The 13,959-nt window shown below is 55.9% G+C and carries 12 protein-coding genes and 1 pseudogene; 3 read left to right on the top strand and 10 right to left on the bottom strand.

All coding sequences use genetic code 11. From position 1 onward, the window contains the following. Window positions 1-46 precede the first annotated feature (46 nt). Window positions 47-1,213 (top strand): class C beta-lactamase, encoded by a 1,167-nt coding sequence (gene ampC / locus JKA62_RS25275; RefSeq protein ID WP_201820031.1) that lies wholly within the window; start codon window positions 47-49, stop codon window positions 1,211-1,213. A gap of 72 nt (window positions 1,214-1,285) precedes the next feature. On the opposite strand, the gene JKA62_RS25270 is transcribed toward ampC, so the two are convergent. Beyond that, window positions 1,286-1,852 (bottom strand): DUF4174 domain-containing protein, encoded by a 567-nt coding sequence (locus tag JKA62_RS25270; protein WP_201820113.1) that lies wholly within the window; start codon window positions 1,850-1,852, stop codon window positions 1,286-1,288. Between the two features lie 210 nt (window positions 1,853-2,062). On the opposite strand from JKA62_RS25270, the gene JKA62_RS25265 reads away from it, so the two are divergent. Next, complete coding sequence (locus JKA62_RS25265; RefSeq protein WP_011335061.1) at window positions 2,063-2,539, top strand: GNAT family N-acetyltransferase; 477 nt, start codon at window positions 2,063-2,065, stop codon at window positions 2,537-2,539. Here JKA62_RS25265 and JKA62_RS25260 read toward each other — a convergent pair. Together JKA62_RS25260 and JKA62_RS25255 are read right to left on the bottom strand one after the other, a co-directional pair. After that, window positions 2,521-3,306, bottom strand: a complete 786-nt coding sequence (locus tag JKA62_RS25260; protein ID WP_011335062.1) for a sulfite exporter TauE/SafE family protein — start codon at window positions 3,304-3,306, stop codon at window positions 2,521-2,523. The two genes, JKA62_RS25265 and JKA62_RS25260, sit on opposite strands and share 19 nt — an antisense overlap. Window positions 3,307-3,402: 96 nt before the next feature. After that, window positions 3,403-4,152 carry a hypothetical protein gene (locus tag JKA62_RS25255; RefSeq protein WP_011335063.1) on the bottom strand — a complete coding sequence of 250 codons (750 nt, stop codon included), beginning with the start codon at window positions 4,150-4,152 and terminating at the stop codon, window positions 3,403-3,405. Between the two features lie 247 nt (window positions 4,153-4,399). On the opposite strand from JKA62_RS25255, the gene JKA62_RS25250 reads away from it, so the two are divergent. Beyond that, on the top strand, window positions 4,400-5,548 hold the full coding sequence (locus tag JKA62_RS25250) for an aldose epimerase family protein (protein WP_201820028.1): 1,149 nt from the start codon (window positions 4,400-4,402) through the stop codon (window positions 5,546-5,548). A gap of 161 nt (window positions 5,549-5,709) precedes the next feature. Here JKA62_RS25250 and JKA62_RS25245 read toward each other — a convergent pair whose 3' ends face one another. From JKA62_RS25245 to JKA62_RS25215, 7 genes and pseudogenes are all read right to left on the bottom strand, one after another. After that, a complete protein-coding gene (locus JKA62_RS25245; protein WP_102900435.1) occupies window positions 5,710-5,973 on the bottom strand; it encodes a PAAR domain-containing protein in 264 nt (87 codons plus the stop codon). 67 nt (window positions 5,974-6,040) lie between these two features. Continuing rightward, window positions 6,041-6,367 carry a hypothetical protein gene (locus JKA62_RS25240; protein ID WP_201820025.1) on the bottom strand — a complete coding sequence of 109 codons (327 nt, stop codon included), beginning with the start codon at window positions 6,365-6,367 and terminating at the stop codon, window positions 6,041-6,043. A gap of 379 nt (window positions 6,368-6,746) precedes the next feature. After that, entirely contained in the window at window positions 6,747-7,286 is a 540-nt protein-coding gene (locus JKA62_RS25235) for a hypothetical protein (RefSeq protein ID WP_201820022.1), read from the bottom strand. A 215-nt stretch (window positions 7,287-7,501) separates the two neighbouring features. Beyond that, the gene (locus JKA62_RS25230) at window positions 7,502-7,903 is read right to left on the bottom strand and encodes a hypothetical protein (RefSeq protein ID WP_236676664.1); all 402 of its coding nucleotides are present in this window, start codon (window positions 7,901-7,903) and stop codon (window positions 7,502-7,504) included. A gap of 225 nt (window positions 7,904-8,128) precedes the next feature. Continuing rightward, a complete protein-coding gene (locus JKA62_RS25225; RefSeq protein ID WP_201820016.1) occupies window positions 8,129-8,755 on the bottom strand; it encodes a hypothetical protein in 627 nt (208 codons plus the stop codon). A 1-nt stretch (window position 8,756) separates the two neighbouring features. Next, entirely contained in the window at window positions 8,757-13,409 is a 4,653-nt protein-coding gene (locus JKA62_RS25220) for an RHS repeat-associated core domain-containing protein (protein ID WP_236676663.1), read from the bottom strand. Next, a pseudogene (locus JKA62_RS25215) lies at window positions 13,406-13,959 on the bottom strand (type VI secretion system tip protein VgrG); the annotation flags it as partial. The gene JKA62_RS25220 and the pseudogene JKA62_RS25215, both read right to left, overlap by 4 nt.

Below are 13,959 nucleotides of genomic sequence, written 5' to 3'. Positions count from 1 at the left end.
GTGTAGCGGGATAACACCATCAACACTCATGGAGAGTGGTTCAAACATGTCTTCGACCAACCTGAGAAAACTCAAGTCCTACAGCGCTTTCGGACTTTTCTTCAGCGCCGCCACCTGTCTGGCAGCCCCACAAACCGACGATCAGTTACAGGCGCTGGTCAAGGCCACCGTGACCCCGGTCATGCAGCAACAGGACATCGCGGGACTGGCCGTAGCCGTGACCGTCAATGGCAAGGCGCATTACTTTAACTACGGTGTCGCCGACAAAAGCACCGGGCAGGCAGTGAGTGAAAACACCCTGTTCGAAATCGGCTCGGTAAGCAAAACCTTCACCGCGACCCTCGCCGCCTACGCCCAGGCCAGCGGCAAACTGCAACTCTCCGACAAGGCCAGCCAGCACTGGCCCGAACTGAAAGGCAGCGCCTTCGACCACATCAGCCTGCTGCAACTGGGCACGTACAGCGCCGGGGGGCTGCCGCTGCAATTCCCGGATGCTGCGGATTCTGCCGACAAGATGCTCGGCTATTACCAACAGTGGAAACCGACGTATCCGGCCGGCAGCCATCGCCTGTATTCCAACCCGAGCATCGGCCTGTTCGGTTATCTGGCGGCGAAAAGCCTCGGCCAGCCGTTCAATCAGGCCATGACCGAAACCCTGCTGCCGAAACTCGGGCTCAAGCACACCTTCCTGTCGGTGCCCGCGTCTGAACAAAAGCTCTACGCCCAAGGCTATGACAAGAACAACAAACCGATTCGAGTCAGCCCCGGCGCCCTCGATTCCGAAGCCTACGGCGTGAAAACCAGCGCCGCCGACCTGCTGCAATACGTCCAGGCCAACCTCGACACCGCCAAACTCGAAACGCCTCTGCAAAAAGCCATCGCCCTCACCCACACCGGATACTACACCGTCGGCGACATGACCCAGGGGCTGGGCTGGGAACGCTACGCCTACCCGATCAGCCTCGACCGCCTGCTGGACGGCAACTCGACGCCAATGGCCATGGATGCGCACAAGGTCAAATGGCTGAATCCGCCACAGCCTGAACCGGCGAACGTGCTGCTGAACAAGACCGGTTCCACCGGGGGTTACGGCGCCTACGTCGCATTCGTGCCGTCGAAGAAAGTCGGGATCGTGATTCTGGCGAACCGCAATTACCCGAATGGAGAGCGGGTGAAGATTGCGCACAGGATTCTGGGGGAATTGACCCGGTAACCACGCCATAAAAAACGGGCGACCTGAGAAGGTCGCCCGTTTTTCTTTTCTGATCACCCCTGAATCAGAACATCAATCATCCGGCATTTCCGGCGGCTTGGCCGGTTTCGTCGGCTTTACCGGCTTAGTCCCTTTCGCACCCTTGGCCGGTGCCGGTTCTGCAGCAGCCGGGGCCGTGACCACGGTGGAAGTGGTTTCTTTCTCGGCGGCAGGCAACGCATCAATCGTGTCGAAGATTTTCTTCAGATCGACCGCCGCCGCTTCATCCCCCGAAGCCGTCAGTTTGGTCTCGCCATCCTTGCCCACCAGGAAGACTTTCGGATACGCCCCGGCGCCCAGCTTCAGCGAGCGCAGCAGCGCCATGGTTTGCTGCTGCTCGAGGCTTTTGCCATCGACCTGACCGCTCATGCTCAGGATGGTGTAAACCTTGATCTTGCGGTCGGCGATGCCTTGTTTGTTGGCCGGGTCGTCCAGCGCTTTTTTCAGGCTGACCCAATAAGAATCGACCGTACTGGAAGCGATCACGATCACCGGGCGGTTGATGCCCTTGTCGACGTCCAGAGGGGAATCGCCGTCGGCGGCGAACAGGGGGCCGGCAATCGCCAGCAAGAGTGTCAGGGTCAGTGACCTGATGAGCATGCGCATCTCCTTTTGATATCCACGCTCTAATGATTGCGCATCGCGGCGATTGTTCCGGGGGCTGCCCGGCAAAAGTGTTTCGCCTTGCCCAAAGCTTAGGTCAGCACCGATTTTGCGCAACCGGTCGGGCGCGATCATGTCGCGCATTTGATTACCTTTTATGACCGCATTAGGGTGGCTGTTCAACCTGTGAAATGGAGTTCAACGCGCATGCACATCGACTACCTCTGCCATCACCCGCAACTGATCGAGGAACTGGCTGAACTCAACTTCAAGGAATGGGGCCAATACAAACCCGAAGACACCCTCGCCAGCCGCACCGAACGTATGCGCGCCGCCTGCGGCAAAGGTGCGATTCCCAGCGTGGTGGTGGCGATCGAAGACGGAAAACTGCTCGGCGGTGCGCTGCTGATCGACAGCGATATGGATGCCCGTCCGCAATTGACGCCGTGGCTGGCCGGGGTCTACGTGAAGGCCGAACAGCGTGGTCGCGGCATCGCCTCGCAACTGGTCAACCGCATCGTCGAGGAAGCTGCCGCACTGGGCGTGCCGCAGTTGTACCTGTACACCGATGCCGCGCAGTCGCTGTATGCGCGGCTGGGTTGGGAGGTGCTGGAAGAAACGGAGTACGACGGATTGCCGGTGACGGTGATGAAACGGGCGCTTGATCAGAACGCCAGCTTGTAACCGATCAACACCAGCATCGTCGCCAGGCACGGGCGCAGCAGTTCATCGGAGACGCGGCCGGTCAGGTGGCTGCCGAGCCAGATGCCCGGCAGCGAGCCGACCAACAGAAAGCCCAGCACGCCCCAATCCATGTTGCCCATGCTCGCGTGGCCGAGGCCGGCGACCAGGGTCAGCGGTACGGCGTGGGCGATTTCGGTGCCGACCAGGCGGCGGGTCGGCAGCAGCGGATAGAGGATGAACAGTGCGACGGTGCCGAGGGCGCCGGCGCCGATGGAGGTCAGGGCGACCATGGTGCCGAGGATCAGACCGGTGATCACGGTCATGACATTCAGGCGCGCACCGCTGGGGTTGTAGTTGCCGCCGGCGCGTTTATGGGCGAATTCCAGCAGGCGCTTCTTGAACAGAATCGCCAGCGCCGTGGCGAACAGCACGAAGCCCAGCGCTTGCTTGATGATGGCGTTCATCGCGTCCGGGGCGGTGTGCAAGGTGCTGAGGAACCACAAGGTCATCGCCACCGCCGGAACACTGCCCAGGGTCAGCCAGCCGGTGATGGCCCAGTCGATGTTCTTGTTCTTCCTGTGCACCAGCACGCCACTGGATTTGGTGATGGCCGCGTACAGCAGATCCGTGCCCACCGCCGTGGCCGGATTGATGCCGAACCACAGCAGGATCGGCGTCATCAACGAACCGCCGCCGACACCGGTCATGCCGACGATGAACCCCACCACCAGCCCGGCAATCACCAGGCCGAAATTTGCCAATTCCATTAAGACGTCCAGACAAACCACAGGAAAAATCCGGCCCGCAGCATAACCAGTTTTCTTATAACGCCCTATATCGATCGGATCTATCGTTATGCCATTTCACTGCACGGGCAAAAAATTCAAAAACAGCAGGCTCTGGGCGTAATTCAGTCCGATGCGCCGGTAGCGCTCGTCGAGCATCTGGGTCAGCAGATCCAGACGCGCCACGACTTTGCCGAACTCCGTGGCGAAACTCAGGTTGCTGCCCTCCTCGGAAATCTCATTGGAAAACAGCAGCGGCTGGCCATCCTTGTTCTGCCGCTGGGCGAGGATCCAAGTGGCTTTCTCGATGTTGCGCGCGGCGTTGTTGACGAAGGTCGGGTTGATCGCATCGGTCATGTAGAACTCGGTGCGGTTGCCGTGGGCGGTGACCAGCATGCTGCCGATCGCATAGATGAACGCGCCGACCCGGTCGCCGAGGAATTCCGGGCTCATGGCATAGCTCAGCGCTGCCAGATCCTTTTTGCCGCCGAGGGTCGGCAAGGGTTGCTGTTGCTCGATGGCCAGTCGCACCTGCTTGACCGCCGTGCGAATGTCGAGAAAACCGGATTTGCGCAGTTCTTCCGGGTTACGCAAATACAACTTGCCCATCAAGCGATAGAGGCTGTCGAGGTTGTCGCGCATCGCCAGCGTAGCCATGCGGTCGACGCTGGTCTGGAGAAATTCCTGAGGCCTGCCCTCGCGCATCTGGCTGATGAAATTGTTGCCGTCCTGATGGCTGCAACCGCCGAACAGCAGCGTCGACAGGCAGGCCAGCAGCAGGCACGGGCGATGAATGAATGCAGCGATTGGGTGCAAAACTCTCGGCATGAATTCTTTGACGGACACGTTCCTGTGCAGCGGAAGTCACCGCAACCTGGCCATGGATAGAGCCGGGGATTTCGCAAAAGTGCGGTGCCAGGGTGGATTCCCGACCTTCGGTGCTGGTTGCCTTTTTCATTTAGTCGGACTTTATTTTTGCAATAAATGCTAAATCCGCTATAAACCTTCATTAACACCATAATTAGCATGACTATTTATCGATTTTCAAAACAACAACAAAAAGGAAGGTCAACCCATGCTTCAATCCCGACACTCACTCTGCGGCCTCGGACTGTCCCTGATGATCGCCACCCTCTCCGCCCAGGCCGCCGGCCTGACCAGCGAACACAAAGCCTTCGGCAAAACCAATGACGGCACGCCCGTCGAGCAATACATCCTGCGCAACAGCCACGGCATGCAGGCCACGGTCATCACCTACGGCGCGACCTTGCAGGCGCTGCAGGTGCCGGACAAACACGGCAAGCTCGACGACATCGTCCTCGGCTTCGACGATGTGCAGGGTTACCAGAAAGGCACCGCGTACTTCGGCGCAACCATCGGCCGCTTCGGCAATCGCCTGGCCGACGGCGCTTTCGAACTCGACGGCAAGCGCTACCAAGTGCCGCAGAACGACAAGACCAACGCCTTGCACGGCGGCACTCAGGGCTTCGACAAAAAGGTCTGGAAGGCGAAAGAAACCAAGGACAAGGATTCGGTCGGCGTGACCCTGACCTACCTGTCGACAGACGGCGAAATGGGCTTCCCCGGCAACCTCACCACCGAAGTGACCTACCGCCTCACCGACAGCAACGAACTGCGCATCGACTACAAGGCCAGCACCGACAAACCGACGGTACTCAACCTGACCAACCACAGCTACTTCAACCTTGCCGGCGCCGGCAATGGCGACATCCTCAAGCAAGTCGCCACCCTGCACGCCAGCCATTACACCCCGGTCACCGCCAAGCTGATCCCGACCGGCGAACTGGCGCCCGTGGCCGGCACACCGATGGACTTCACCAAACCGACCGCCATCGGCCAGCACATCAAGGCCGACCATCCGCAGTTGAAATTCGCTGAGGAGAAACAAGGCGGCTTCGATTTCAACTGGGCGCTGGACACCAAGGGTGACGTCAGCAAACTCGCCGCCGAAGTCAGCGACCCGCAATCCGGTCGCCACTTGCAGCTGTACACCAACGAACCGGGCGTGCAGTTCTACACCAGCAACTTCCTCGACGGCACGGTCAAGGGCAAGGGTGGCAAGGTCTATCCGCACTGGGGCGCGTTCACTCTGGAAACCCAGCATTATCCGGACTCGCCGAACCAGCCGAACTTCCCGAGTACCCGACTGGATCCGGGACAGACCTACACGCAGAGCGTGGTGTTGAAGTTCTCCGCGAAGTAAAAGCAAAAGATCGCAGCCTGCGGCACCGCCTACAGGGGAAAATTAATCCTGATGTAGGGCTGCTGCAGGCTGCGATCTTTTTGCTTTTTGAATCCCTGGACTAGCGGCTGCCCACTCTGGATATCGACCGGGGCAAACAGGGGTAAAAGAAACTCAGAAACTCAGCTGATTACGGCGCCTTTCGGGCCACTGGCAATCAGCGCTGCACCACAGGCGGTTTTCATACCGTCCAGTGCGATGGGTGTGCCGTCCACGGTGTAAGTGCTGCTGCCCTCGGCAATCGGGAAAACCCCTTTGCACAATGGGCAACTGACCTTGTGACCGACTCCGGCAATCGGTTTGCCATTGAGATCTGTCCGGGAGAATGCTTCGAGGACCTTGCCACCGTGAGTCGTGGAGTCGCCGAGGCGGATTGCGTCTTTCATGTTGTCACTCCTTTGACCAAGGCCTGTTTATTCGCACTAATGCACGATGCAGACATTCAAGCGTTCTTCAAACATTGCCCTTGATGCGAAATGCATCCTTAAGCGGCACCTCATCATCACCTTCCTCAAGACATCTATAGTCGCTGTCACCCAACGCCGAGAGCAAGGTTTGGTATAGGTTCAATGACTTGAAATTGACCTGAAGCCACAAAACGCTCCCACTTTCATAGATCAATCGAGCGTCATAATCGGCGCTACTGTTGAGCGACTGATCTTTCAGGTAGAAGTCGCCAAGTTGTTGTGCGCGAACACATGCATCGCTGCCCTTTATTTTCTTCATTACTTTGCTGGTAGAGGTTGTGTCGCCGAACACCAGCTTGTATTCATGACTCATGATCCGATACTTAAACAGGCTTCACAAAGCTGTTATTCAACGCGATGAAGTCCACATTCGCGTCATAGTCGAAGTCTTCAACTATATCTTGAAGGTGCATATGCTCAAGACCATTCGTTGACATCTCATACGATGCATTAATAAGAAAAAACACCAAGCTCTCTAATCGTTTGTGGATCAGCAAGAATCGAAACCTCATCCAGCTGAATACTCGCATCACTACCGACAGCGGTCCCGTGCACAGTGAACTCAGTCAGCCTTTTCATAGATTGAGACCTTTATCCCGAAAGCTTTAAAAATTACAACCTTTAAAGGTGACAAATTTATAAAAAGCAAAAGTCATGCTATAACTCTTTTAGTTGTGAGCGGATGGCACTATTCATTGCATAGTACTGCCCAAATAAATCTGTCGAACCAGCCGTTTGAAAGCATTTGAGCAGCCTTTTGAACTGGCTTCGCTTATCATCGATTCGGGAGTAAGGCACTCGAACGTTTCATGCACTGCTTTCCTTGCTATGTCACCAAAACGCTCATTATCAAAATCGCATTCAACAGTTGAAATCATGTATGAGCTTCTTTTGGATCGCCGACCAAATCTTATTACAATGCTTTCATCAAAAATCAGTGCCCCTTCACTTTCATCTTCGGAAAAATAGAACGAAATCCGATTATCGCCTATCTGCCTCAACGCTGCAGCAAATGGCTGCTTTTTCAAAAGAGAAGTCAGCCTCACCCCACATGCAACACCAAGGCCGCCCCCTAACGCCTCACTTACAAAAAAATATTGCTTAAATACAATCGATATTTTTCGACACAAATAAGAAACGCTGTATTCCTTCTCGAAAAAATGAAAATCATCCAGATCCCCGACCAACTCAAAATCGGCATTTAAAAACTCAGACTCAGAGAAACCCTTCAATTCAAAAATATTTGGTTGAAGATTACCCGCTCCTTCTAAAAACAGCGCAATCAGCTTATAAAAATCAGTAGAAATCTTATATCTCCTTATTTACGCGCCATCGGGTTCTTTCCTGCGGCATAGTGCCCACTCAGAAAGGTACCGACCTGAACAAAGGTGACAGATTTATATAATGCAAAAATCATACAAAAATAAATCCCCCATTACTCCACAAATTACAACTGAGGAATATCAATGTTATTTTTGCGAAGAATTGAAGTTATTTTCTCTAAGAACATGGCCGGCAGCTCGCTTGCAGTTCCATAGACATCTACTATTCCGACCTCGACCGCGCTATCCACAATATGACAAAAATCGTCAATATCTTGAGATGGAATCGATTGCCTAAGTTCTTGAGGCATATCATCCCCCCTTCCATTGAGCGGCAATAGCGCCCCCCTTCTCTCCCACTCAGCCAAGTCACGGCCTTCAGGACGACTATTAAGGTGGGCTATCAACTCATCGACCGTCACGTGCTGAATAGACTTTGCTGCGCAATAAGCATTTAAAGATTTCGATGCATAGAGTTGCAAATCTATCGGAGAAAGTTTTAAAAGCCTGTTCGAAAACTCTAACATCAAGAATTTCCTCCGCACCCTAAAGTCAAACTTCTTTACTAAGGGACTACAAACTGAACCAGGCGGCTTGTTAGTGCCATTCACATCACGGACGCCCCCCCTAATTAAAAAACAAACCCGCCCCCACCATTGCGTTCGGCCTTGTGGGGTTTTATCAGAGACAGACCACATTTAAACACTATTAAAAACGCGACCTGCCTCCATGAGGTTAAGAACACTCGCCAACTAATTTATTGGAAGTTGCGACAAAGCATCAACCATCACCCATTCAGCTGTTCCCGCGGTAATACTGCCAAACTCTTCAAAAAAATAAGTCAAATCGTTAGAAAACACATCGAACGCACCATGCCCATATTCGCCAGAAATTTTCGCAATAGCGACATAGTGGCAGGACCTTTTGAGAAGTTCATATACATCATGACTTATGGATAACTCATCATTTTGCAAAAAAGTAGTCAGCATAGGGGCAATGGGTTTATCTACGCTTCGATGCCGTGAGAGCACTTCATATTTTTTGATATCTATTTCGTATTGCCTGTGCGCGCGAACTGCGAGCTCAAACTCCCCATCTTTATCCCTAAACATAAAGAACGGCATATAGCAAAGTTCATTATTTGAAGGCGACTGAAGCCTTCCATCGATATCAATGTAGTAGCAACTAGCAATCAAAGCTTTGATCGCAGCGGAGCCCTGGATGGTTTTATTGAAACCGATAGTGCCTTTTTGATCAACAGAAGCCAACAGTGCAAAATCATCATTAACTTCCGCAGGAATATTTTTAATGCGAGCACTTGAGGTTTTTTTGAAATCATCAAATTTAGCCCGATAACATATAATTTTGTAGTCGTTCACGCTACATCTCTCCCGGATAAGTGAATATTTTTGACTCGCCTTTTTTGTTCATTGCATGAACATGTGGGGAGCTGTGATGCTCCGGGTGCCCCTCTCCGACCATATGAGAGTGACCATCCGGGTGATCAAAGACCTCAGAATTATCGTGTCCACGCCTTCCCAGCGTTGTAACTCCACGCTTTTTCAAACATGCACAAAATCGCCCGTCACTTTCACCGTTCAACTCTTGTGTGGGGATATCTTTTCCACCTCTTCCTACTCTTGGAACCTGTGCGTGTTGTTGTGCCTTCCTCATTGCGCTTGCGCGGCTTTTGGTAGCAACAACAGTCTCCAACCCCAATGGGTCAATCCACTCAACCGGGTTTGGCGCATACTTGTAAAGGTTTAAGCCTCCCTCGTAGCGTATAGGATCCTGAGAAATGAACCGCCCAACCCCCGGATCATAGTACCGATACCGGTTGTAATGCAGCCCCGTCTCATGATCGTGATACTGCCCCTGAAACCGTATCGGGTTCGTCACGCCATGCTGCCGCGCCCATTCTGAACGCTGTTCCGTCACCTGCCCCCACGCCTTGTACTGCGCGGTCCAGGCCATGTTGCCTTGGGAATCCGTCAGTTCCTGCGGTGTTCCCAGGTGATCGCACTGGTACCAGGCCAGCGCATCAAAAGGTAATACCGTGGCTTTGTGATTCCACAACGGATCCTCATCAAGGCTGTACTCACCGCTGTAATCAGGCTGCCCCATGAGGTTGATCGGCGCGTGGCGCACAGCTTGAGCGACGGGTATGAAAGTGCCCGGTTCAAAGATGTAATGCACCGTGCGACCCGGCTCGCCATCACCCTGCGCCAGACTGCTTTCCCACGCAAGATTGTCGCCATCCCAACCGTAAAGCGTAAAACCGCAGCCCAGTTCACGCTGTTTGCGGGCGTGCTCGTTTCTGTTCCAGAGGGAACCGGCTTCCGGGCGCTGTTTGTAGTGCGCGCGGGAGTTTTTGTGCAGACGGCGTCCCAACGCGTCGTAGGCGAAATCCACGCTCAGGCGCGAGTCTTCGAAATGCACCAGTCGATCAAACAGGTCCCAACGCAGATCACTGCGTTGGCCGTTGTGCCAGCGCTGGATCTGATTACCGCGTTCGTCGTAGTCGTAGTGGGTGCCGGCGTATTCGCGCAGCAGGTTGTCGACCAGTTTGCTGCGCGGTGGCGTCAGATCCAGTGGGCGGCGGATTTCAGCAGTCTTGTCATCCAGCAGGTTACCGGCCGGGTCGAAGGCGAACGTTTCAACGCCTTGACGCGTCACGGCGCTGAGCAGTCGACCGACGGGATCGTAACGATAGGCGAGCGGGCCGCGACGACTGTCGTTGATGTCGGTCAGTTGGCCGGCAGCGTCGTATTTGTATTCGCGCTTGAGCAGGATGCTTTTGTCATCGCTGCGCCCCAGCAGTTGTTCCTGCAAGCGTCCGGCCGGGTCCCAGCTTTGAGTTTGCAGCAGGCGATTGCCTTGGTGGCGGGCGATTTCGCGGTGCAGGTCGTCGCGTTCGTAGCCGATCAGGTCATGCTCGTCCAGGCGCATACCGAGCAAGTGACCACTGCCGTAGGTGAGCCAACTGACGCGGTGACCGTCCGGGCGAACGGTGGCAACACGTTGATTGAGCACGTCGTACTCGTGCTGCCAGATCGCGACGGTGGGCTTTTCCAGTCCGAGGTAATGTTGGTGTTCGCGCAGCAGATTTCCGGCCGGGTCGTGGAACCATTGCAGACGGCTGTCGGCGTTGTCGGCCAGCACCATATTGCCGTTGCCGTCATAGGCAAAGGTTTCGCTTTGCGATTGGTCACCCAGAGTGGCGCGACGCTCGGTCAAGCGGCCCATCGGGTCGAAGCTCACCGAGATGACGCGTTTGCCATTGATCGATTGGGCAAGGCGACCTGTCTGTGCATCGTATTGATGGCGCGTGGTGCGACCGTCGAAGCCACGTTCTTCCAACAGGCGTCCAACCGGGTCGTAGTGGAAGTGTGCGCGTTGTTCGTTTTCGTTTTCCAGGGCGGTTAACCGTCCGAGGCGGTCCCAGCGGTAGCGCAGGGTTTGCTCGGCGGCATCGACACGTTCGGCGATCAAACCGGCCGCGCCATAGCTCCAGGTGGTGCAGCGATCAAGACCGTCGACATGCGTCAACAGCCGGCCTTCGGCGTCGCGTTCGAAGCGCTCTTCAGTCTTGTCCGGGTGCTTGATCAGCACCAGTTGGCCAGCCTTGTATTCGTATTCGGTGGCGTTACCGGCGGCGTCAGTGAAGCAGATCATCTGCCCCAGTTCGTTGTATTCCCAGGCGCTGGTTTTGCCCGAGCAATCGACGTACTCGACCAGTTGCCCGGCGTCGTTGTAGTCGAGGGTTTTTTCGTTGCCGTTGGCATCCTTGATCGCGGTGGGCTGACCGGATTTGTTGTAAGCGTATTCGGTTTTGTTGCCCAGCGGATCGAGCGATTCGACCAGGTTGCCTTGGTCGTCATAGACGCGTTGCCACTGACCACCCTCGGCGTCGCTGATCTTGATCAGCAAATCCTGATCGTCGTAGGCGTAATGCATCACCGTGTGATCGGCACGGATGTGTTCGAGCAGGTTACTGCGTTCATCGTAGCTGTAGCGATCGGTGCTGCCGTCGGCATTGACGCGGCGCACGATGTTCTTGGCCTCGTCGCGGAAGAACCATTCCGAACGCTCGTCCGCGTAGCGAATGCGGTAGGTGTAGCCAAGGATGTCGTAGTAGTGCCAGGTCTCGTTGCCAAGGGCATCGGTGACGTAGGTCAGACGGATGTTTTCGTCCCACTCCAGGCGCGTGTCGAAGCTGCCGTCATCGGCCCATTCGCGGATGGCTTTGGCCTTGGACCCCGGACCGTCCCACTGCAGGTTCATGCCGCGTCCGGTGCGATCGGTGTAGCGGGTGATCAGGTGATGCTCGAACTGATACGACCAGATTGCGCCGTTCTCGTCCTGAGCTCGAATCAGATCGCCATAGGTGTCGTACTGGTAGGCGCAGAGCTGTCGCTGCGGCTCGCCATCAACGATTTGCCAGAGACCGATAAACCGGCCGTGATCGTCGATCAGCGTGCCGAGGTGCAGGTGGACTTTGGTGAAGTCGTTTTCCTGATAGGTGATCAGGTCCGAAAGCACCGATTGTTCGCCTTGCCGATGCTCGTGATGCAGCATGATCCCGGCGCCGTTGCGCAGCGAGATGTTGGTCAGTACATAACACTGACCACGGCGGACGTAGGTTTCCTTGCGCTCGAAACCACGGCACAGCAATAGCTGATCTTCGCTGGCACGAACGAGGGTAGTGTTTTCGATGGGGTCGTAGTGGAACAGGCCGACCTTTGGCAGTGGATAGCTGTGGTCGCGGCCATCGGCGCCGTAGAAGGTCAGGCCTTCATCCACGCAGTCGAAACGCGTGGTGAATTCGCTGATCCAGCGGGCGCCGAGTTCACTCTGATCGTAGGCGTCGAGGCGAGAGTTGTAAGTGCGGGTCCACTCGATCGGGAATGGGCCGGGCAGGCTGAAATCGGTATGGCTGAGGCTTTCCGAACCCAAGGCGAAATTGATGCTGAAGTCCGTGGCACATTCACAGGGGCCTTTCTTTGGATTGGGCGCGCCTTTCGCCGGTGCCTGTTGGCCGTGGGCGGCCAACTGCCCCTCAGATGCCGTACGCTTCGCCTGTCCGGTCTTCTCCGGGTGGACGGCGGCGTTCTGGCCATGGGCATTGCGCTTGCGCCACAACGTCACGGCGCTGGAAAGGATCAGCAGCAACCAACCGATGGAGTTCTGAACGGACTCGTCGTCCAGCTTGCTCAATTGGGTGCGTAGTTCCGGGCCCATCGCCCGCAGTTTTTTGGTTTCGTCGGAAACGGTTTTTTTGAGGTCATCAGGGACGAGATTTTGCGCCACGCTGTTGGCCAGGCCTTTGCCTGCTGACTTCAGCGCGCTGTTGGCAGCCCCAAAAATATTGCTGAAAGACGCCAGCGGATCATTCTTGAATTGGTCGGCCGCAGCGCTTGCCTGGGCGCTGGCTGCATTCAGATCACCTTTGGCATCCAGATTGCCAAACGCCACCGCTTCGATGCCTTTGGCAATTTCGTTAACGACTTCTTCGCCGAGCTTGCCAGCGTCCGCCAAAATACCGGGCAACTTGCCTTTGGCCTGTTCAACAAAATCATCCAGCGTGCCGATAATCGAGGCGTTCAGGTGACCGACCAGCACCTCGATCACGGAGGTGCTGAGCAACAACTTGCTGCTGGCCCTCATCTCCTGACGCACCAGAAACAGGGTCGGACGAAGGGTCATGCGTGCAGCCGCCATCGCCGGTGGTAAAGGCAATACGCCGATCAGGTTGATGCCAAGGCTGGCCCACGCGAGCAAGTCGCGCTGCTTGGCGCTCGACAGGGTGACGATGTCACCCAGCGCATCGACCAGCGCCATGATGTTGCCGACCACCGGCAAGGAGCCGGCAACGTTCTTGATCCGGTCGAGGGTGACCACCCCGCCGCTGGCGGATTGAAGCCAGGCATCGAAAGTCGCCGCACCGCTGGCGACATCCTGAATATCGATGGCATTCAGGGGAACAATGGCAACCTGAGGTTCACGTTTTACAACAGCATTTTCAGTGGTCATGACAGCATCTCACCCGCCAGCAGGCCCGGGGTTTTCAAGGAAGGTTTTGGAAGCGTCGGCACCGGCAGACTCGGCAACTTGCCCGCCTTGCTCGCCGCCCCGAGAATCCCCGACGCACTCGGCAACGCCGCACTCGCCAGTTTCGGCAGTCCGGCCGCTCCGCCCTGCATCACGCCTTTCACCTGCTGCGCCGTTTGCATCGCACCTTGCGCGGTCTGCATTGCACCCATCCCTGTCTGTGCCAATTCCTTGCCCTTCTCCAACATGTCCCAGTTCTTGCTTGGCAGCACCTGCGCCACCATCGCCTGCACCTGACTCGGCACGTCTTCGGCTCCCGGCGGATTCAACGGCCATTGCGGTTTGCCGATGTAGCTGCCTTCACTCCAGGTGTCCGCAGGATCCTTGCCGAACAGCACCCGCGCTGGCCCCGGTGCGGCGCCGGCGACGCTGGCGAAGCCCTTCGCGTCGAGCTTGCCCTTGATGCTTTTGCCCAAGGCATCGATGACTTCGTAATCGCCGTCCTTGATGCCCTGGCGACCGGCGTACTGGT

The sequence above is a fragment of the Pseudomonas sp. B7 genome (assembly GCF_016735645.1).
Classification (GTDB): Bacteria; Pseudomonadota; Gammaproteobacteria; order Pseudomonadales; family Pseudomonadaceae; genus Aquipseudomonas; species Aquipseudomonas glycinae.
This window is presented reverse-complemented; position numbering and strand designations above follow the sequence as displayed.

What these genes read in the sequence shown, in the direction of transcription:
- JKA62_RS25260 (WP_011335062.1), bottom strand. Translation starts at nt 3,306, where the DNA reads ATGGAATTGGCAAATTTCGGCCTGGTGATTGCCGGGCTGGTGGTGGGG.
- ampC (WP_201820031.1), top strand. Translation starts at nt 47, where the DNA reads ATGTCTTCGACCAACCTGAGAAAACTCAAGTCCTACAGCGCTTTCGGA.
- JKA62_RS25240 (WP_201820025.1), bottom strand. Translation starts at nt 6,367, where the DNA reads ATGAGTCATGAATACAAGCTGGTGTTCGGCGACACAACCTCTACCAGC.
- JKA62_RS25220 (WP_236676663.1), bottom strand. Translation starts at nt 13,409, where the DNA reads ATGACCACTGAAAATGCTGTTGTAAAACGTGAACCTCAGGTTGCCATT.
- JKA62_RS25255 (WP_011335063.1), bottom strand. Translation starts at nt 4,152, where the DNA reads ATGCCGAGAGTTTTGCACCCAATCGCTGCATTCATTCATCGCCCGTGC.
- JKA62_RS25270 (WP_201820113.1), bottom strand. Translation starts at nt 1,852, where the DNA reads ATGCTCATCAGGTCACTGACCCTGACACTCTTGCTGGCGATTGCCGGC.
- JKA62_RS25245 (WP_102900435.1), bottom strand. Translation starts at nt 5,973, where the DNA reads ATGAAAGACGCAATCCGCCTCGGCGACTCCACGACTCACGGTGGCAAG.
- JKA62_RS25230 (WP_236676664.1), bottom strand. Translation starts at nt 7,903, where the DNA reads ATGTTAGAGTTTTCGAACAGGCTTTTAAAACTTTCTCCGATAGATTTG.
- JKA62_RS25250 (WP_201820028.1), top strand. Translation starts at nt 4,400, where the DNA reads ATGCTTCAATCCCGACACTCACTCTGCGGCCTCGGACTGTCCCTGATG.
- JKA62_RS25265 (WP_011335061.1), top strand. Translation starts at nt 2,063, where the DNA reads ATGCACATCGACTACCTCTGCCATCACCCGCAACTGATCGAGGAACTG.